This is a genomic window from Bradyrhizobium campsiandrae, from assembly GCF_014529705.1.
GTDB classification, from domain to species: domain Bacteria; phylum Pseudomonadota; class Alphaproteobacteria; order Rhizobiales; family Xanthobacteraceae; genus Bradyrhizobium; species Bradyrhizobium campsiandrae.
Window position 1 is genome coordinate 1 of the sequence record NZ_JAANIH010000107.1, and the last position, 19,988, is coordinate 19,988.

Below are 19,988 nucleotides of genomic sequence, written 5' to 3' on the forward strand. Positions count from 1 at the left end.
GGAATATGTGCCGCTCGGCCCGTTCCTCGCCAAGGCCTTCGCGACCTCAATCAGCCCCTGGGTGGTGACGCGCGAGGCGCTGGAGCCCTTCCGGCTCAAGGGACCCGAACAGGAGCCGGTGCCGCTGGATTATCTGAAGCAGGCGAAGCCGCAGAACTATGATATCGCGCTCGACGTCTCCTTGCGTGCCGCCGGCGCCAATGCGGCCGCCAGCATCAGCCGCACCAATTTCAAATACATGTACTGGTCCTCGGTGCAGCAGCTGATGCACCACGCGTCGTCGGGCTGCGCCATGAATGTCGGCGATCTCCTCGGCAGCGGCACCATCTCCGGCCCGGAGAAGAACCAGCGCGGCAGCCTCTTGGAGATCAGCTGGAACGGCACCGAGCCGGTCGAACTGCCCGGCGGCGCCAAGCGCTCGTTCCTGGAAGACGGCGACAGCCTCGTCATGCGCGGCTGGTGCCAGGGCAAGGGCTATCGCGTCGGCTTCGGCGAGGTTGAAGGGACGATTTTGCCGGCGGAGTAGCCTATCGCTTCTCCGGCGGCACGTCCCTGATCCGCGCGCAATGCGTGGCGACGTCCTCTAGGCTGTACTTCAAATGCACTCGCTTGTCTGATGGCGCCTGCTTGGCTGTGCACACGCCGAGCCGCCATTCCCGCGTCGGCCTGATCGGGCGCGGCGCAAAACCGCCGCCGCAGTTCGGGCAGACGTTGGAGAGCTTTGTCTCCACGCAGTTCGCACAGAACGTGCATTCATAGGAGCAGATTCGCGCGTTCGTCGCATCGGGCGGCAGGTCGCAATCGCAATATTCGCAGTTCGGTCGAAGTTGGAGAGCCATGGCTCGATCTCCCGGATTGATCGCGATCATCGCAGGTCGCATTTGGCGTGCGAATGGCGTAGTTCCCTCGATTTCAGCCAGGCTTCAGCTCCTTCAGCGGCAGCCTTGCGCTTTCCTTCAGCCGATCGAGCACGATCGAGGAGCGCACATGCGCGACGCTCTGGTGCGGCATCAGGACGTCATTGACCAGGTTGGAGAGACCCTTGAGATCGCGCAGCACGGCTTTCAGCACGTAATCGGCGTCGCCCGTCAGCGAATAGGCTTCCTGAATTTCGTCGATGCGGTTGACCAGCGTCCGAAACCGCTTGGAATTGTCGGGCGAGTGGGTCGCAAGTCCCACCTGGATGAAGGCAATGACGCCGAAGCCGAGGGCCTCGCTGGAGAGGTCGGCGTGATAGCCTGCGATGACCTTTTCCTCCTCCAGCCGCATCCGGCGCCGGGAGCATTGCGAGGCCGACAGGCCTGCGAGGTCCGCGAGCTCCTGGTTGGTGAGGCGGCCGTCATCCTGCAGCGCGCCGAGGATCTTGAGGTCGAATGCGTCCAACGAAATCATGCGCGTTTTGTCCGATTAATGCACAGATTGTGCATATCCTAGCAAAATAGCGTCTCGTTTGCACGCTCATTGCGCGCCCACTGAAGGATAGTTCTTTCCAGCAGCAATTTGGGAGAGCCGCCAATGGGTCCGTTTCCGCACGATGCTCCGCCGGCCACGATCACATCGGACAATCCGATGGGCACCGACGGCTTCGAGTTCGTCGAATATGCGCATCCGAATCCGGACGAGCTGCACGCGCTGTTCAAGCTGATGGGCTTTACCCCGGTCGCGCGCCACAAGACCAAGAGGATCACGGTCTATCGTCAGGGCGACATCAACTATCTCGTCAACGAGGAGCCAGCTACCCACGGTTACGAGTTCGTCGCCGCGCACGGACCCTGTGCGCCGTCGATGGCGTTCCGCGTGGTCGATGCCGAGGCGGCCTATGACCGCGCCATCGCGCTTGGTGCGGAGCCCGCCGACGTGTCTCCTATGCAGAAGACCCTCGATGTACCCGCGATCAAGGGCATCGGCGGCAGCCTGCTCTATCTGGTCGATCGCTACGGCGCCAAGGGCTCGGCCTATGACGCCGAATTCGAATGGCTGGGCGCACGCGACCCCAAGCCGGTCGGTGCCGGCCTGTTCTATCTCGACCATCTCACCCACAACGTCCATCGCGGCCGCATGGATGTCTGGGCCGGCTTCTACGAAAAGCTGTTCAACTTTCGACAGATCCGTTTCTTCGACATCGAAGGCCGCGCCTCCGGCCTGTTCTCGCGCGCGCTGACCAGCCCTGATGGCAAGATCCGGATTCCGATCAACGAGGACGCCGGCGATTCCGGTCAGATCGAGGAATATCTGAAGACCTATCGCGGCGAGGGCATCCAGCACATCGCCTGCGGCTGTCGCGACATCTATCGCACCATCGAGGGCCTGCGCGAGGCCGGCCTGCCCTTCATGCCGTCGCCGCCCGAGACCTATTTCGAGCGGATCGATGCGCGCCTGCCCCAGCACGGCGAGGACCTCGCGCGCCTGAAGACGAACGGCATCCTGATCGACGGCGAGGGCGTGGTCGACGGCGGCCAGACCAAGGTGCTGCTGCAGATCTTCTCCGCCAACGCGATCGGCCCGATCTTCTTCGAGTTCATCCAGCGCAAGGGCGACGACGGCTTCGGCGAGGGCAATTTCAAGGCCCTGTTCGAATCGATCGAGGAAGACCAGATCCGGCGTGGCGTGTTGAAGGTGGACACGGCGGCGTAAGGACGCTGCCGCTACACCCACACTGCCGTAGGGTGGGCAAAGCGAAGCGTGCCCACGACCTGCCTAACTGATGCGAAGACGTGGGCACGGCGCTTCGCGCCTTTGCCCACCCTACGCGACCTTTGCTCGCGCTAGATCTATCGCTTCCAGGCCCTCGTCACCGCGCCGATCTCCGCCACCTCCGGCTCGCGCGCCGCTGACGGCGTGCGCGAGAAGCGCGGCGCCGGGGCCGGCTGCTTTACGCCGTGGCGCTCGATGAAGACGTTGCGGGCGACCATGTGCGGATGCGCGGTCGCCTCCGACATGGTCAGAACAGGCGCGAAGCAGATGTCGGTGCCTTCCATGATGCTGCACCAGTCCTCGCGCGTCTTGCTCTTGAATACGGTCTTCAGCTTCTCCTTCAGCGCCGGCCAGGCCTTGGGATCCATCTGTGCGTCGAACTCGGCGTCGGTAAGGCCAGCATGCTCGCGCAGCAGCGCATAGAACTGCGGCTCGATCGAGCCGATCGAGACGAAATGGCCGCAGGCGCATTCATAGACGCCGTAGAAATGCGCGCCGCCGTCGAGGAAATTCCGGTTGCGGCCCTCGGTCCAGCGTCCCATCGTCTTCATGTCGAAGAAGAACGACATCAGCGAGGCCGCGCCGTCGCACATCGCGGCGTCGACCACCTGGCCCTTGCCGGACCTTGACGCTTCCAGCAGGGCGGCGAGCACGCCGACGACGAGATAGAGCGCGCCGCCGCCGAAATCGCCGACGAGATTGAGCGGCGGCACCGGCGCTTCGTCAGTGCCGATCGCGGCGAGCGCCCCGGTGATGGAGATGTAGTTGATGTCGTGGCCGGCGGCATTCGCGAGCGGGCCTTCCTGGCCCCAGCCGGTCATGCGGCCGTAGACCAGCTTCGGATTGCGCGCGAGCACCACGTCAGGGCCGAGCCCGAGGCGCTCCATCACGCCGGGACGAAAGCCTTCGACCAGCGCGTCGGCATTGGCGAGGAGGTCGAGCACCTCGGCGATCGCGCCCTTGTCCTTCAGATCGAGCTCGATCAGCTTGCGGCCGCGGCCGGCCACGGACTTCACGCTCTTCTTCGCGCCGACGCGGTCGAGCGTGACGACGTCCGCGCCCATGTCGGCCAGCATCATGCAGGCGAACGGACCCGGACCGATGCCGGCGAATTCGACGATGCGGAAGCCCGCGAGCGGGCCCGAGGTGCGGACGGATGAGCTTTGCGCTGGTTTATCGAGCACGTTGTTGTTTCCTCGGGTCGCGGGTCAGTGCCGGTGATCCGGCAATGCCTCACGCTGCTCTTGTCGGCTCTTGTAGGCCCTTGGGGGCGAGTTAATTGGCTGATTAACTTTTCTCGCCTTCGCGCCGGCGAGGCAAGTGGTTTTCATGCCGCATCGGCAAAATAAAACGGCGCGCACCGAAGTGCGCGCCGCGGAAAATTTGTGTCGAGGCGCTGAGGCGCTGTTATCAACCGGCAGCGGCCACCGCGCGCTGCGCCATCACCTTGACGAGGTTGGCGCGGTATTCCGCCGTGCCGTGGATGTCGGCGAGCAGTCCGTTCGCCGAAATGCTTACGCCGTCGATCGCCGATGGCGACCAGTTTGCTTTCAGCGCGGCTTCGATCGCGCCCACCCGCATGACGCCGCTCTGCGACGCTCCGGTTGCGGCGACGCGAACCTCACCTGACTTTGCCTGCGCCACGAACACGCCGGTCAGCGCGAAGCGCGAGGCTGGATGCCGCATCTTCTCGTAACCGGCTTTGGCCGGAATCGGGAACGACACGGCGGTGATGATCTCGCCGTCTTCAAGCGCCGTCGTGAACAGGCCCTTGAAGAAATCGTCCGCGGAGATCGAGCGTTTGTTGGTCTTCACCGTCGCTGCGAGCGCAACCAGCGCTGCGGGGAAATCCGCCGCCGGATCGTTATTGGCGATAGAACCGCCGATCGTACCGCGATAGCGCACGGCGGGATCGCCCAGCACCGAAGTGAGATGGGCGATCGCGGGAATCACCTTCTTCACATCGGCATTCGTCATGATGTCGTAATAGGTCGTGGCCGCTTTGATCGTCAGGACGTCGCCGGACAGTTCGACACCCTGCAGTTCCTTGATCTTGCCGAGGTCGATGACGTCGGACGGGCTGGCAAGGCGTTGCTTCATGACCGGCAACAACGTCTGGCCGCCGGCGAGAAACTTCGCCTCGCTGCTCTTGCCGAACAGGCTGATCGCCTCGTCGACCGAAGAGGCGCGATGATAGGTGGTCTTGTACATCTTGGTCGCTCCTCTCAAGCCGCGTGGATCGTGCGCCACACCCGGTCAGGGGTTGCAGGCATTTCCAGATTGTTCTTGCCGATCGCATCCGTGATCGCGTTGATCACGGCCGCGGAGGCGCCGATCGCGCCGGCCTCACCGCAACCCTTGATGCCGAGCGGATTGCCCGGGCACAGCGTCGTGGTGTGGGAGAGGTTGAACGAGGGCACATCTTCGGCGCGCGGCATGGCGTAGTCCATGAACGAGGCCGTGACCGGCTGGCCGTTGGCGTCGTAGATTGCGTGCTCGAGCAGCGCCTGCCCGATGCCTTGAACGAGGCCGCCGTGAACCTGGCCCTCGACGATCATCGGGTTGATCAGCCGGCCGAAATCGTCGGCAGCGACAAAGTTGACGAAGGAAGTCTTGCCCGTACCAGGATCGACTTCGAGCTCGCAGATATAGGCGCCGGCCGGGAAGGTGAAGTTGGTCGGGTCGTAGAAGGCGCTTTCCTTCAGGCCCGGCTCCATCCCTTCAGGCAGATTATGCGCGGTGTAGGCCGCGAGCGCCACCATCGGCAGCGCGATCGCCTTGTCGGTGCCCGTCACCTTGAACTCGCCGTTCTCGATGACGATGTCGGCTTCCGAGGCCTCCAGCGCGTGCGCGGCGATCTTCTTGGCCTTGGCTTCCATCTTCTCCATGGCCTTCAGGATCGCGGTGAGGCCGACGGCCGCCGAGCGCGAGCCGTAGGTGCCCATGCCGAACTGCACCTTGTCGGTGTCGCCATGGACGATCGAAACCTGGCTGATGGGAATGCCAAGGCGATCCGCGACCAGCTGGCAGAACGTGGTCTCGTGACCCTGGCCGTGGCTGTGCGAGCCGGTGAGGATCTCGATGGTTCCGACCGGATTGACGCGCACCTCCGCGGATTCCCACAAGCCCACGCCGGCGCCGAGGCTGCCGACGGCCTTCGACGGCGCGATGCCGCAGGCCTCGATGTAACAGGACACGCCAAGGCCGCGCAGCTTGCCTTGCGCCTTCGCCTGCGCCTTGCGCGCGGGAAAGCCCGCATAGTCGATCGCCTTCATCGCGGCATCGAGCGAAGCGTTAAAGTCGCCGGTGTCATAAGCCATGATCACGGGCGTCTGGTGCGGGAACTGGGTGATGAAATTGGTCCGGCGCAACTGGGCCGGATCGACCTTCAGCTGCCGCGCGGCCGTCTCCATCAGACGTTCGATCAGGTAGCTCGCCTCGGGGCGGCCCGCGCCGCGATAGGCGTCAACAGGCGTGGTGTTGGTGTAGACGCCGACCACCTCGGCGTGGATCGCCGGGATGTTGTACTGGCCCGACAGCAGGGTCGCGTAGAGATAGGTCGGCACCGACGACGAGAACAGCGACATATAGGCGCCGAAATTCGCGTAGGTCTTCACCTTCAGCCCGGTGATCTTGTTGTTGGCGTCGAAGGCCATCTCGGCATGGGTGACGTGGTCACGGCCATGCGCGTCGGTGAGGAAGGCCTCGGTGCGGTCGCCGGTCCATTTCACGGGACGGCCGACCTTCTTCGAGGCCCACAGCGCCACCATCTCTTCCGGATAGATGAAGATCTTGGAGCCGAAGCCGCCGCCGACGTCGGGGGCGATCACGCGCAGCTTGTGCTCGGGGGCGATGTTGTAGAAGGCCGACAGCACGAGGCGGGCGACGTGCGGGTTCTGCGACGTCGTGTAGAGCGTGAAATGCTCTTCCGCCGCATCGTAATCGGCGATCGCCGCGCGCGGCTCCATCGCGTTGGGCGCGAGGCGGTTGTTGGTGACGTCGAGCTTGACGACGTTGGCGGCCTTGGCGAAGGCCGCATCGGTCGCGCCCTCGTCGCCGATCACCCAGTCATAGACCTGGTTGCCGGGCGCCTCGGGGTGAAGCTGCGGCGCGCCAGATTTGATGGCGGCGTGGACGTCGGCGACTGCGGGAAGTTCCTCGTAATCGACGACGACGGCTTCCGCCGCATCGCGCGCCAGATTCTTGCTGTCGGCGATCACGACCGCGACAGCCTGGCCGACGAAGCGCACCGTCTCCGGCGCCATCGCCGGCCATGCGCCCATCTTCATCGGGCTGCCGTCCTTGGAGGTGATGGCCCAGCCGCAGATGAGGTTGCCGACCTTGTCGTCGACGAGCTGCTGGCCGGTGAGAACGGCGACCACGCCCGGCATGTCCAGCGCGGCAGACGAATCGATCTTCTTGACCTTGGCGTGCGCATGCGGGCTGCGGACGAAATGGGCGTGGGTCATGCCCACCAGTTTGATGTCGTCGACGTACCGGCCCTTGCCGGTGATGAATCGCTTGTCTTCCTTGCGCACGACCCGCGCGCCGATGCCTTCAACACCCATATCTGGTCCTCCCGACCGGAAATTGCAAAACTGCGCCTTCCGTCGAAGGCAGCAGCGGTTGTTCGTTGTTCGAGGCGGGCGGCCTTATTCGGCCGCCTGCGAAACCTTCATGCGGCCGGCCGCGTCCAGCACGGCCTTGACGATGTTGTGGTAGCCCGTACAGCGGCAGATGTTGCCTTCGAGCTCCTGACGAACGGTGGCTTCGTCGAGCTGGCCACCATGGCGCTGCACGATGTCGATCGAGGACATGATCATGCCCGGCGTGCAATAGCCGCACTGCAGGCCGTGATTGTCGCGGAAGGCGGCTTGCATCGGGTGCAGCTCGTCGCCTTTGGCGATACCTTCGATGGTGGTGACGCTGGCGCCGTCAGCCTGGCCCGCCAGCATGGTGCAGGATTTCACCGCCCGGCCGTCCACATGCACGACACAGGCGCCGCACTGGCTGGTATCGCAGCCGACATGGGTCCCGGTCAGGTTCAGGTGATCGCGCAGAACCTGGACCAGCAGCGTGCGGTCCTCGACGTCGACAGCAACGGCCTTGCCGTTCACTGTCAGTTTGACTGTAGACACGGTGTAGTCCTCCCGAATGTTTGTCGTTATTCCAATTAGAGACAGCGCGAACGAAACTTTGCAACTGGGATTTTCGTGGCCACGCGTCATGGAAAGGTCATCGTGGCGGCTGCCGCGCGCGCGATTCGGTCACGATGCTCCGCGCCATCGCCGACATATGACGCGACCGCGCAAAGAGCATTGGAAAAAGATGGCCGCTGCCCCCGTGATGCCGTGAGCTCGACCGTCATCGCGCGAAGCGCTTGCCTGGTTGCGTCTTATGTTTCGTCCGGCCGCACGTCGGTTTCTCCCTTGAATGCCCTGTTCGTTGCGCGAAGTGGAGCACGCGTCCCCGCCGTTGTAATCGCGATCTTGGTAGTAGGCGGCGGAGAGCTAAGCCATTGATTTTACGTACGGCGATGCAGCAAGCCGCGTCGCCGGGGGACGTTCCAGCGGTCGCGTGGAATGAGCCGCGGCAAGGTCGGACCTAGTACTTACTGGCGATTGATCGCCGCCGGCCGCCACCTTAGTCGGGCCTGACAAGCAACAGCGAACATGGGGTGGAAGCGATGCAGATGAACGACAGTCAGCGTATCCCGGCGTCCCAGGCCATTGTCTGGGCTGCGCTCAACGATCCCGATATTCTCAGGCGCTGCATTCCCGGCTGCCAATCGCTCGAGATGACGTCGCCAACGGAGATGGTCGCGACCGTGGTGCTGAAGGTCGGTCCGGTCAAGGCGACGTTCAGCGGCAAGGTGACGCTGAGCGAGATCGATGCGCCCAACGGCTACCGCATCATTGGCGAGGGCGCCGGTGGCGTCGCGGGTTTTGCCAAGGGCGGCGCGACCGTGAGGCTGGAAGAAGAAGCTCCCGGCATCACCATCCTGCACTATGAGGCGGATGCGCAGATCGGCGGCAAGCTCGCGCAGCTCGGTTCGCGATTGATCGATTCGACCTCGCGAAAGCTCGCTGCGAATTTCTTCGAAAGCTTTGCATCCGTGGTAGCGCCATCACCGTGATCGATGCGCGCGGTACCGTCTCACCTCGGTCGTCGTTCCGGACAAGCGCAGGGTTGTCGCATTTGAGAGATTCCCTGCGGCGCATCCTTCGAGACGCCCGCCTCTGGCGGGCCCTCAGGATGAGGGCGGAATGCGTGGGAGCTGTTCTTAGCGGGCGCCGTTGCTGTTTAGCCTCATCCTGAGCCTCCAGCACCAAATGGGCGCTGCACAGGGACCATGAACGGGGTATCGTTGGCAGCGGAGCTCTGCCGGGAGACAGTGTAGCCGCATAATCCTCTGGTGCGCCTTGTTGCCCGGTCCTGAGATTGGCTCCGATCGCAGGCGATTGCACATTTTGGCGAGCATTGCGCTTCCCGTTGGAGAGGTTTGCAATTCCTAGAATGCGGTCGGGCTCTCGGCGGGCTTCACAGCGCGACAGCATGGGAGTCCTGGATGAGCAGTTTGACGGTGTTGGATCCGCGTGCAGCCTTTGTTGATGTCGGCAGCGAGAAAATGCATGTGTCGATTGCGGGTGAGCCACCCGTGGTGTTCGGCACGGTGACCTCGCAGCTGCATGCGCTGCGTGACTATTTGGCCGGACATCAGGTGCGCTCGGTCGCGATGGAAGCGACCGGGGTCTATTGGTTGCCGCTCTATGGGGTTCTGGAGGCCGCGGGCCTGGAAGTGGTCATGGTCGACGGTCGCCAGACCCGCAATCTGCCGGGGCGGAAGACCGACATGAAAGACTGCCAGTGGGGCGCCACGTTGCATGCACATGGCTTGCTGCGGGCGGGCTTTGTGCCCCCGGCCCATGTCCGGCGTCTGCAGGACTATCTGCGCCTGCGTGGGGAGCACATCGCGGCGGCCGCCGGACATGTCCAGCACATGCAAAAGGCGCTGGAGCGGATGAACGTCAAACTGCACGAGGTCATCAGCTCTCTGACGGGGGCGAGCGGCCTGGCCGTGATCCGGGCCGTTCTTGCCGGTGAACGCGATCCGCAAGTTCTGTTGGGTCTATGCGATGTTCAAATCCGCAAGGTGAAGGCTGAGCGCGTCGTCGAGTCATTGCGCGGCAACTGGGCCGAAGAGCATTTGTTCGCCCTGGAGCAGGCCGTGCAAAGCTGGGATCATTATCAAAGCCTCATCGCCGCCTGTGACCGCCAGATCGAGGTCGTCCTTCGCCAGATGCCGGACACGAAGGTGCCGCCGCCGGCGGCTTCGTCAAAGAAAGGACGACGGCGCACGCGAGCGGGCGTCAACGCGCCGGACATCGCGGATTTGCGCGAGCTTCTCGCGCAGATCTGTGGCGCCAAGGATCTGACGACACTTCCCGCTCATACCGAGTACAGCGTTTTGCAGCTGATGGGCGAAGTGGGCACGGACCTGACCAAGTGGCCGACTGAAAAGCACTTTACCTCATGGTTGGGGATCGCTCCCGGAAGCGCCCAAAGCGGCAAACGCAAGGGTCGGGTCAAACGGCGCCGCAACCGAGCCGGCCGGATCTTTGGTGTGATGGCCCGCTCATTGGTCCGCAGCAAACACGTCGCGCTCGGCGGCTTCTACAGGCGCTTGGCCGCTCGGCGCGGCGGCCTGGTGGCGAACAAGGCCCTTGCCAGAAAACTAGCTACGCTCTTCTGGCGCGTCATGGTCAAAGGCCTCGACTTTGTCGAGACCGGCGTGGCTCAATACGAGGCGAAAGTATTGGAAACCAAGCATCGGACCCTGCGCCGACTGGCTCGTCAGCTCGGCCAGCAAATCGTCCCCAACCCAGCCACCAGCGCCTGACAAGGTTCATGGAGAGGAGACCGCGAAGCGGTCGTCTCGAAGGACGAGGCGTGCGCGCAGGCGGTGATGCCGTCGCCCCCGCACCGCTTGATGCGTTTTGCACTCGGATCTAGTCAAAGACGCAAGCCACGACAACGAGATGAGCGCCGAAACTCGCCAATGATTTGCACTACTACCTTCCGCCTATACTAAGCACGAAGCGACGATGTTGTAATTCCGAACGATGGTTCGCAGACAAAACTGCGCATCACGAGTGCATCTTGCTCGGGCGCTCAACGTGGCGCGCACAACAACATCGGAGGGAATACATGACCTTTGGAACGAAGGGCTTCTTGGCTGGCATTTCGATGATTGCGATGCTGGCCGCCGCAGCATCCACGGTTCGCGCCAACGATTCGCTGATCAAGGCGCAATCCGACCAGAACCAGTGGGCCGTCGCCGGTCACGACTACGGCAATACCCGCTTCAGCCCGCTCAAGCAGATCAATACCGAGAACGCCGGCAAGTTGACGCTCGCTTATTCGTTCTCGCTTGGCTCGCTGCGTTCGAACGAATCCTCGCCGATCGTGGTCGGCAACACGCTCTACGTTTCGAGCTCGTGGGGCCCGAAATACGTCTATGCGCTGGATGCGGCCACGGGGCAGCGCAAATGGACCTATGAGCCCGACATTCCCGACGACGTGCTGCAATATGCCTGCTGCGACGTGAACAGCCGCGGCGTCTCCTATGCCGACGGCAAGATCTTCGTCGGCCGTCTCGACGGCAAGCTGACGGCGCTCGATGCCGCGACCGGCAAGTCGTTGTGGACGTCGAAGGTGGTCGACTACAAGCAGGGCTCGGTCATCACCTCGCCGCCGCTCATCGTGCGCGACAAGGTCATCACCGGCTTCGGCGGCGGCGAATATGGCGTGCGCGGCTCGCTCCAGGCCTTCGATATCAACACCGGCAAGCAGCTCTGGCAGACCTTCACCGTGCCCTCGCCGGACGAGCCCGGCGGCGACAGCTGGAAGGGCGATTCCGCCCAGCATGGCGGCGGTGCGGCCTGGCTGGTCGGCTCCTACGATCCGAAGAGCGACACGGTCTATTGGGGCACCAGCAATCCCGGTCCGTGGAACACCGCGGTGCGCTCGACCGGCGACGGCAATTTCGGCAAGCTGACCAATCTCTACACCGCTTCGACCCTCGCGCTCGATCCCAACACCGGCAAGATCAAGTGGCACATCCAGACCACGCCGGCCGATGCCTGGGACTATGACGGCGTCAATGAGGCCGTGCTCGCCGACCTCAAGATCGGCGGCAGCACCGTGCCTGCGCTGATGAAGGCGGATCGCAACGGCTATTTCTTCGTCGCCAATCGCGAAACCGGCAAGGTTCTCTCGGCCGAGAAGTACGTCTTCTCCAACTGGGCCAAGAAGTGGGACGTCAACACCCTGCGCGCGGAAGAGGATCCGGACAAGCGTCCGGGCCCGAATCATCCGGCCAAGGACATCTGCCCGAACCTGATCGGCGGCAAGAACTGGCAACCGATGTCGTTCAACCCGCAGACCGGCCTCGTCTACATCCCGTCGAACAATGTCTGCATGGACTGGTCGGTCGGCGATGTCGCCTACAAGCGCGGCGTGTTCTATCTCGGCGCCGAATTCCCGACCAAGGAAGGTCCCGGCGGCTTCCTCGGCGAGCTGATGGCGTGGGATCCGGTCGCGCAGAAGAAGGTGTGGTCGATCAAGGAAGACCTGCCGTTCAACGGCGGCACGCTGACCACCGGTGGCGGCCTGGTATTCGCCGGCAACCTTCATGGCGACTTCCGTGCCATCGATGCGAAGAACGGCAAGGTGCTGTGGAGCAAGAATCTCGGCTCCGGCATCGGTGCGGGACCGGTGACCTATGAGGTCGGCGGCAAGCAGTATGTCGCCATCGTCGTCGGTCGCACCGCTTCGATACCTGCGTTCCTGGGCGATATTGGAAAGAAGATGACGGCCGCGGCCCCCGAGGGCGGCTCGCTCTTCGTGTTCTCCGTCCAGTGACCACTCGCGCGCGTATCCCGGAGGTGACGGGATACGCGCGCATTTTTCGAAAAGACGAGAGTTGCGGCATCGGCCGATGCTTCGTGCCGCAACGTCCAACAATTCCCAACCGCGGGAGATGAGGATGCGCCAAAATCATCTTGGAATCGGCAACAGCCGAAATCTCGCCATCGCCGGATTTTTCGCATGCGCCGCTGCGGCTGCGATGATCGCCCCCCTCGCTCACGCCGAGGAGGCGCAGCCGTTCCGCCTCTGCGCCGATCCGACCAATCTTCCGTTCTCGAGCGATAGTCCGTCGCAACCGGGGTTCTATGTCGAGATCGGGCAGGCGCTGGCGCAGGCACTCGGCCGTCCCATCGCCTATGATTGGTACAAATCCTATTTCGGCAAGCGGACCGTGCGCGTCACGCTGCTCGGCAAGCAATGCGATGCCATGATCGGACTGCCGCGCTCCGAGGATTTCATGGGACCGGCCGTGATCTTCTCCGCGACGTTCGCAAAGGAGGGCTATGCCCTGGTGGCGGCGAAGGGGCAGGAGATCGGCGGCGTCGACGGCCTCAAGGGCAAGCGGGTCGCGGTGCAGTTCGCCAGCACGCCGCAGAACCTGCTCGCGAGCCGCGACGATGTCCAGAAGGTGACCGTGCTGTCGCCGGAGGAAGGCATGCAGGCGCTCGATCAGGGCAAGGCTGACGTCGCCTTCATCTGGGGACCCGTTGCCGGCTGGCTGAACAAGACCAGCTATAACGACCGCTATCAGATTCAGCTGACCGAGGGTGAAGGCCTGTCATGGGACGCCGCGATCGGATTTGCGAAGACATCGACCGAGCTCCGCGATCGTGTCGACGCCGTCTTGCCGCAGCTTCAAAGGACGATCGGCGAGCTTGCGGTGAAGTATGGCTTGCCGACGGGGCAGCCGGTCCGCTTTGGCACGGCCGGGGCGATGCCGGCGGGAGCAACGACGGGGGCGGGAACCGGCCCCGGTGTGGTGCAGGTCGCCAATGTGGTGGCAACCGAGGGCAAGGGCGATGCGTCTGCGCCCAATACGGAGGCCGTCGGAGCAGGCAAGGAGATCTTCAACGGCACCTGCGCGCATTGTCACGGTCCCGATGCGATCCAGAGCGAGCGGAAGATCGATCTGCGCCTCCTGCGTCACCGCTACGGCGACGACATGCGCGACACGTTCTGGAAGACCGTGCATGAAGGCCGGCCGTCCAAGGGCATGCCGGCCTGGAAGGACGTATTTACCGACGAGCAGTTCGACAGCATTTATTCCTTCCTGCTGACGGTTCAGGCTGAATCGAGCGATTGAGCGGCCTTGACCGGACGGGAGCGGCGAGATGTGCTAGAGCGTTTTCGAGCGAAGTGGATACCGGTTCGCGTCAAGAAAACGCGTCAAGACAAGAATTTAGAGCTCCGTTCCGATTCCATCGGAACGGAAAAGGCTCTAGCGTTCGTCCGCCATTCTCCCGACGCCGGACCGGCGCAGGATGGATGCGCTGCTGCCGCCCGAGCGGTGGATTCATGTGGAAGGCGCCATGGCCAGCTTCCTGATCATCGATGATCATCCGCTGTTTCGCGAGGCGCTCGGCAATGCCGTGCGCTTGGCACTGCCCGAAGCGCGCATTCTCGAGGCGATGTCGATCGAGGATGCCCTGCACACCCTCTCGGCCGAGCAGGGCGTCGACCTTGCCCTGCTCGATCTCTCGCTGCCGGATGCGACCGGCTTCTCCGGCTTTCTGCGCCTGCGCGAGGCCTATCCGCGCCTGCCCGTCGCCATCGTCTCGAGCGAAGAGGACCAGCGCGTGGTCGGCGAGGCGCTGGCGCTGGGGGCGGCCGGGTATCTGCCCAAGTCGACGTCGAAGCGTGAGCTGGCACAATCGATCGAGGGTGTGCTCAGCGGATCGGTGTCGGTCCCGAAGGATTTTGTGGCGGCGCCACGGCGGCACCGCGCCGACGCCAGCAAGGCGCTCGAAGTCAAGCTGCGCGAGCTCACGCCGCAGCAGCTTCGTGTGCTCGACCTGTTGCGTCGCGGCTATCCGAACCGGCAGATCGCCCAGGAGCTGCAGCTGGCGGAATCCACCGTCAAGGCGCACATCACCGAGATCCTGCGCAAGCTCGGTCTGTTCAGCCGGAACAAGGCGATCGTCGAGATCGGCAAGATGGATCTGCCCGATCCGCGCGGCCGGCTCAATGCGCGCCCCGATCGCGGGAGGTCGTCGTAATGGGCGGTGGCGGTCTTGCCTGGATTCTTGACCTGGATCAAATCGGCATGCCCCGGTGGGGACATTCTTCGTTCCGGCAATTCGACGTCGCCGCCGGCGATATCCCGGGCCTTGGCCAGATCTTCAGAGCAGCTCACGCACGATGCGATTTCTGATTGTCGAAGACCATCCGCTGTTTCGCGAGGCGCTCGAAGGCGCGCTGCAGCTGGTGGAGCCTGCGGCCGAAATTCTCCAGGCGGTTTCGATCGATGATGCGCTCGAGCAGGTCGCCGCGACGCCGGAGCTCGACCTCATCCTGCTCGATCTGTCCATGCCGGGCACGACCGGCCTTTCCGGCATCATCCGCATCCGCAAGACGTTTCCCAAAATTCCGGTCGTTATCGTCTCGGGGCATCAGGACCCGCAGATCATCTCCAGCGCACTGTCGCTCGGCGTCGCCGGCTACATCCTAAAATCGTCGTCCAAGCAGACCTTGGCGCAGTCGATCGGCGAGGTGCTGCGCGGCTCGGTCTGTGTTCCCGCCGCTTATCAGGGGCTGGTGCGCCCGCAGCGCGCCTCCGGCCCGGCCGAGGATCTCCTGAAGCGCCTGCACGATTTGACGCCGCAGCAATTGCGCGTGCTCGACATGCTCAAGCGGGGCCTGCAGAACAAGCAGATCGCCTATGAGCTGAAGATTTCGGAAACCACGGTGAAGGTCCACGTCTCCGATATCCTGCGCAAGCTCAACGTGCTGAGCAGGACCAAGGCGATCGTGGAGATGTCCAGGATCGATTTCGCGACACTGGCTACCGAGAGTCCCCCGGCGCGCGAGCGCGCTCAGCCGGAGCAGCCGTGAGGCGGTTTTTCGCGGCCGTGTCGCACCATTCGATGTCCGCATATCAGCGGATTATCCTTCGGGATCATCGGCCTGGCGACATGTAAGATATTACCCCTACTGTGCATGGGGTTGTTTTCGACGTTTTTGGTGCGGGCGGCCGATCAGCTCAGCAGGAACGACAGCAGCGCCCGCATCTCGGCGGGCTTGATCGGCTTCTTCAGCACTTCGAGGCCGTGGCGGCTCGCCTCCTTCGCGGCCTTTTCCGAATAGTCGGCGGTGATGATCATGGCCGGCGTGTCGAGCTTCAGATGCTGGCGGACGTCTGATATCGCCGACAGTCCGCTCTCGCCATGATCGAGATGAAGATCGGCGATGACGGCATCGGGCGCGCCGCCGAGCTCGCTGAGGCGCAACAATGCATCCGCGGTCGACCGTGTGGTCGCGACGTCGCAGCCCCATCCCTCCAGCAGGGCGGCCAGGGCCTCCGAACCGTTCGGATCGTTCTCGATCAGCAGGATCTTGGCGCCTTCGAGGCCGCCGTAATGCTGCTCGGCCAGCTTGACCTCGCGCGTCTCGTCGCGGACTTCAGTGAGGTCCGCCGGCTCCAGCTCCAGGGAGAAGGTCGATCCTCTGCCGATCTGCGATGACAGCCGCACCTTATGCCCGAGCACGGTTGCGAAACGCCGGACGATGGACAGACCCAGCCCGAAACCGGCCTGGTCGGTGGCGCTGGCCTCGCCGCGCTGGAATTCGTGGAAGATCGCCTCCTGCTGGGCTTGCGCGATTCCCGGGCCGGTGTCGGAAACCTGAATGCAGATGCGGTCACCCCGCGGCCGACATCCCATCACGACGCCACCGCTGCGGGTATAGCGGATGGCATTGGCAAGCAGGTTTTGCAGGATCCGCCGCAGCATCATCGCATCCGACTTCACGGCGAGGTGCGCGGTGCGGATCCGCAAGGACAGGTCCTGCCGCGCGACCACAGGCTCGAACTCGTTGCGGAGTTGTTCGAACAGGGGCGCCAGCGCGATCGCCTGCACGTCAGGCCTGAGTGCGCCGGCATCGAGCTTGGCGATCTCCAGCAGCGACCGCAGCAGATCCTCCAGCATCACCAGCGAGCGGTCGGCCTGATCGATCAGCTGTCCGGCCTCTTGCGAGGCCATCATCTCGGTCAGTGCCGACAGCGTCAGGCGCGCCGCGTTGAGCGGCTGCAACAAATCGTGGGTGACGGAGATCAGCACCGAAGACTTCAGCGAGCTCGCCGCCTCGGCTTGGCGCTTGGCGCGGTAAAGGCCTTCATTGGCGCGCTCGACCGAGTGCAGCGCCTCGCGCAGCTGGTGCGTCCGGTCGCGAACCTTGTGGTCGAGGGCGATGGCGGTCTCGAACAGCGAGAAGGCGTTGAGCTGCTGGTCCATCGAGCGTTCGACGCGCGACATCAGCGCTGCATTGATCTTCTTCAGCTTCGCTGCTTCGCGCTGAAGCTGCTCGACGGTTTGCAAATCCTGCCAGCTCTCCGTCACGCCGGGCGCCTTCCGATCGCAACCCCGGTGAAGGTCTGGTTCACATGCATGGAGCCGAACTGTTCGCCATAGGTGTGGAAACCGACGACGCGGTTCTGCCGGTACAGCTCGGACATGTCGCGGGCGAGCTGATGCTGTTCGGCATCCAGCCGGCGAAGCAGGCATTCGAAGCCGATATAGAGCGAGACATCTCCGATCTGGTCGTGGATCTCGGCGAAGGTATCGCGGGTCGATCCGACCAGGCTTCGCGATGACGCGGCTGTCAGCACCATGCCCTCATCGATCGCGCAGAAGAAATGCAGCGAGCCGTCCGGCTCCACCCGCTGGATCGATCGCGCGTAATAGGAGCCGCCGACGCGCACCAGGACCGGATGGGAGGCGAAAGAGAAGGGGTCGAGCTTGGCGTCCATGATCCCGACCATGCGGGAATATTCCTCGGCCGCCGGCTCGGCATTCAGCTCCCTGACCGTTCGATTTTCGATGTCGGCCTCCGTGACCACCATCTTCTGCGCTCGCGGCTCGAAATTGTCGCATTTGAAGACCCGGAACGGCAGTGACGTGCTCAGCAGGATAAGTAGCGCGGCATTGGAGTGTGCCTCGCCGTCGAAGAATACAAACGTTTTCTCGAAGCGCATTCCGTCGCCTGCGGACCCGCCGACGACAGGGATGTCGTCGAGCGAGGCATAGAGCGCGGACATCACCGCCTCTTCGCGGCGGCACAGGCCGTCGATCAAGACCAGGCCGAAGGGACTGCCGTGGTCGATTTGCGGAGTCGCCCGCAGCAGCTCGTGCCGGAGCTCGCCGCCGATCCTGCGGCCGTCCTCGACCTGGAAGCTGTCGAGGTTGAGAATGGGCCGTACCGCGGCCGAGAAATCCGCGCGGCTGAAAGCGAGAGCCACGACACTGTTCTCGTCCCAGCCGTCAGGGGCGAGCTCGCCCGCGGTGGTGCAGCCGCAGACCTGGGTCTCGTCGAATTGCCGGGTGATCTCGGCGATGAAATGATGAGGGTCGTAGCGCGGGGAGAGAAAGACCAGGATCAGTGCCAGCTCGTCGGACGGGAGCTGCGCCGCAAGCTCGGCCACGGCTTCATCGACGGTTGCCGCCTTCGATTTGGCAACGGCAACACCAGACGCACCGCCAAACCGAAACTCGGTTTGCCCCACTCCGCTTCTCCCTCGAGGACCAGCTTGGTCTAACGCCAAGTGCGTGATTATTGTCCGACAAGTCCCGTCAGAATAAGGCGTTTTCCGGTTAGCCGCAACACGCCGGTTGCCGGGGGCGACGCCCGCAGCCGGGACCTCTCCCCCTCCAGGAGGCAGATCAGGCGAATTTACTGCCCTTTATTGATTGTGCCTTAGTTTTGCGCATCCAGGTCCGGGGGCGGGGCGCCTCCCGATCGCGGTTGAAGATGAGATGGGGGTTTGGGAATGTCCGGGCGTACCGCGTCGCCGTCCAAGCGCAGCAAATTTCCGACCCTCCGGTTCCGCGCCAAGATCATCCTCGGTTTTGCCGCGGTGTTGGCGATCTCCGCCGGCAGCATGGCGTTCGCCTATTTTGGCTTCGAGCGGGTCTCGTCCGGTGTCGGGTCCTATCGCAGCAGCGTCTCGGAGGCCGATCTCGCCCGCAATATCGACCGCGAACTGCTCGCCTACCGCTCGGCTGTCAAATATTTCGTCGTCACCGGCAAGGAAGACGACGCCAAGGCGGCGCTCGAGGCCGAGGCCAGCCTGAAGAACGCCATCGACCAGGCTGTCAAAAGTGCCAAGACCCCGGCGCGCCAGGACAGCCTCGACAAGCTCGCCAAGGAGTTTTCGAATTTCTCCGCGACCTTCGCCAAGGTCCTCAAGGCCAAGCGTGACAGCACGCTGCTGGTGCAGAACCAGCTTTCGCGCCAGGCCAACCTCCTGAAGTACAAGCTCGACGACATCGGCAACAACGCCTCCGATTCCGAGGCGCAGGCGATCGAGTTCGGCACCAAGCAGGTCAATGCCCAGTTCCAGACCGCGAGCGCGGCCGCGACCAATTTCGTGCTGACCTCCGACCAGTCGATCGCCACCAGCGCGCTGGCGCGGCTGAAATTCGTCGAGAACTCGCTCGGCGCGGTCTATTCCATGGACGACAAGATCGTCGCCGGTCTGAAGGACGCCAAGACCATTCTCGTCGCCTATCGCGAAGCGCTGGAAAAGCTGATCGCCAACGCCAAGCTGGTCGAGGATCTCGTCACCGAGATGAGCGGCTCGGCGGGGGCGATCCTTCGAGGGGCTTCCGCCATGAAGGCGGATCTGGTCGCTGAGCAGCAGCGGCTGGATTCGGAATCGGAGGCGACGATCGGGAAGACCGAACAATTGGTCCTGATGCTGGCCGTCGGCGGAACGCTGTTGGGTGCGGTCCTCGCCTTCCTGCTTGGCACCGGCATCTCGCGGCCGATGATCGCGATGTGCAAGGCGATGCGCGAACTCGCCTCGGGCAATTTCGACGTCGTGCTGCCGGGCCTCGGGCGCAAGGACGAAATCGGCGAGATGGCCGGCGCGGTCGAGGAGTTCAAGGTTCAGGCGATCGCCAAGGCCGAACGCGATGCCGCCGCCAGCGAAGCCCAGAACAGGGAGCAGGCCGCCTCGCGCCGCTCGGAGCTGATCCGCTTTGCCGATGATTTCGAGAGCGCCGTCGGCGCCATCGTCTCCAAAGTGTCGGCCTCGGCCGTCCAGCTCGAATCCTCGGCGTCCACGCTGACCCGCACCGCCGAAACCACGCAGACCCTGTCCAGCCAGGTCGCCGGCGTGTCCGAGCAGGCCTCCAACAACATGCAGTCGG

Annotated in this window: 17 protein-coding genes; 9 read left to right on the top strand and 8 right to left on the bottom strand. The window is 63.7% G+C overall.

What is annotated here, in order from left to right:
- The coding region (locus tag G8O24_RS40560; RefSeq protein WP_188108097.1) for a fumarylacetoacetate hydrolase family protein at positions 1-526 on the top strand (526 nt) is incomplete at its 5' end.
- 1 nt (position 527) lies between these two features.
- Here G8O24_RS40560 and G8O24_RS40565 read toward each other — a convergent pair.
- Together G8O24_RS40565 and G8O24_RS40570 are read right to left on the bottom strand one after the other, a co-directional pair.
- The gene (locus G8O24_RS40565; RefSeq protein ID WP_188108098.1) at positions 528-839 is read right to left on the bottom strand and encodes a DUF1272 domain-containing protein; all 312 of its coding nucleotides are present in this window, start codon (positions 837-839) and stop codon (positions 528-530) included.
- Between the two features lie 73 nt (positions 840-912).
- Complete coding sequence (locus G8O24_RS40570; RefSeq protein WP_188108099.1) at positions 913-1,392, bottom strand: Lrp/AsnC family transcriptional regulator; 480 nt, start codon at positions 1,390-1,392, stop codon at positions 913-915.
- A gap of 123 nt (positions 1,393-1,515) precedes the next feature.
- On the opposite strand from G8O24_RS40570, the gene hppD reads away from it, so the two are divergent.
- Positions 1,516-2,634 carry a 4-hydroxyphenylpyruvate dioxygenase gene (gene hppD / locus G8O24_RS40575; protein ID WP_188108100.1) on the top strand — a complete coding sequence of 373 codons (1,119 nt, stop codon included), beginning with the start codon at positions 1,516-1,518 and terminating at the stop codon, positions 2,632-2,634.
- A 137-nt stretch (positions 2,635-2,771) separates the two neighbouring features.
- Here the strand turns inward: hppD and G8O24_RS40580 are convergent, their stop codons facing one another.
- The 4 genes from G8O24_RS40580 to G8O24_RS40595 form a co-directional block, all read right to left on the bottom strand.
- Positions 2,772-3,878, bottom strand: coding sequence for a CaiB/BaiF CoA transferase family protein (locus G8O24_RS40580; RefSeq protein ID WP_188108101.1), 1,107 nt, complete (start codon positions 3,876-3,878; stop codon positions 2,772-2,774).
- Between the two features lie 226 nt (positions 3,879-4,104).
- Positions 4,105-4,905 (bottom strand): FAD binding domain-containing protein, encoded by an 801-nt coding sequence (locus tag G8O24_RS40585; protein WP_188108102.1) that lies wholly within the window; start codon positions 4,903-4,905, stop codon positions 4,105-4,107.
- A 14-nt stretch (positions 4,906-4,919) separates the two neighbouring features.
- Positions 4,920-7,262, bottom strand: coding sequence for a xanthine dehydrogenase family protein molybdopterin-binding subunit (locus G8O24_RS40590; protein ID WP_188108103.1), 2,343 nt, complete (start codon positions 7,260-7,262; stop codon positions 4,920-4,922).
- Positions 7,263-7,346: 84 nt separating this feature from the next.
- Entirely contained in the window at positions 7,347-7,832 is a 486-nt protein-coding gene (locus tag G8O24_RS40595) for a (2Fe-2S)-binding protein (protein ID WP_188108104.1), read from the bottom strand.
- Positions 7,833-8,380: 548 nt separating this feature from the next.
- Here G8O24_RS40595 and G8O24_RS40600 point away from each other — a divergent pair.
- From G8O24_RS40600 to G8O24_RS40625, 6 genes are all read left to right on the top strand, one after another.
- Complete coding sequence (locus G8O24_RS40600) at positions 8,381-8,830, top strand: SRPBCC family protein (protein WP_188108105.1); 450 nt, start codon at positions 8,381-8,383, stop codon at positions 8,828-8,830.
- 432 nt (positions 8,831-9,262) lie between these two features.
- On the top strand, positions 9,263-10,594 hold the full coding sequence (locus tag G8O24_RS40605) for an IS110 family RNA-guided transposase (RefSeq protein ID WP_188108106.1): 1,332 nt from the start codon (positions 9,263-9,265) through the stop codon (positions 10,592-10,594).
- Positions 10,595-10,902: 308 nt separating this feature from the next.
- Complete coding sequence (locus G8O24_RS40610; protein ID WP_244646336.1) at positions 10,903-12,618, top strand: PQQ-dependent methanol/ethanol family dehydrogenase; 1,716 nt, start codon at positions 10,903-10,905, stop codon at positions 12,616-12,618.
- Between the two features lie 124 nt (positions 12,619-12,742).
- The gene (locus G8O24_RS40615) at positions 12,743-13,927 is read left to right on the top strand and encodes a c-type cytochrome (protein WP_306666340.1); all 1,185 of its coding nucleotides are present in this window, start codon (positions 12,743-12,745) and stop codon (positions 13,925-13,927) included.
- Between the two features lie 226 nt (positions 13,928-14,153).
- The gene (locus tag G8O24_RS40620) at positions 14,154-14,840 is read left to right on the top strand and encodes a response regulator (protein ID WP_188108113.1); all 687 of its coding nucleotides are present in this window, start codon (positions 14,154-14,156) and stop codon (positions 14,838-14,840) included.
- A 142-nt stretch (positions 14,841-14,982) separates the two neighbouring features.
- On the top strand, positions 14,983-15,675 hold the full coding sequence (locus G8O24_RS40625) for a response regulator (RefSeq protein WP_188108108.1): 693 nt from the start codon (positions 14,983-14,985) through the stop codon (positions 15,673-15,675).
- Positions 15,676-15,818: 143 nt separating this feature from the next.
- Here G8O24_RS40625 and G8O24_RS40630 read toward each other — a convergent pair whose 3' ends face one another.
- Entirely contained in the window at positions 15,819-17,177 is a 1,359-nt protein-coding gene (locus G8O24_RS40630; RefSeq protein WP_188108109.1) for a hybrid sensor histidine kinase/response regulator, read from the bottom strand.
- Positions 17,174-18,340: an FIST N-terminal domain-containing protein gene (locus G8O24_RS40635; RefSeq protein WP_188108110.1), complete on the bottom strand. Its 1,167-nt coding sequence runs from the start codon at positions 18,338-18,340 to the stop codon at positions 17,174-17,176. Before G8O24_RS40635 ends, G8O24_RS40630 begins: the two co-directional genes overlap by 4 nt.
- A gap of 264 nt (positions 18,341-18,604) precedes the next feature.
- On the opposite strand from G8O24_RS40635, the gene G8O24_RS40640 reads away from it, so the two are divergent.
- Positions 18,605-19,988: methyl-accepting chemotaxis protein (locus G8O24_RS40640; protein ID WP_188108111.1), on the top strand; the 1,384-nt coding region annotated here is incomplete at its 3' end.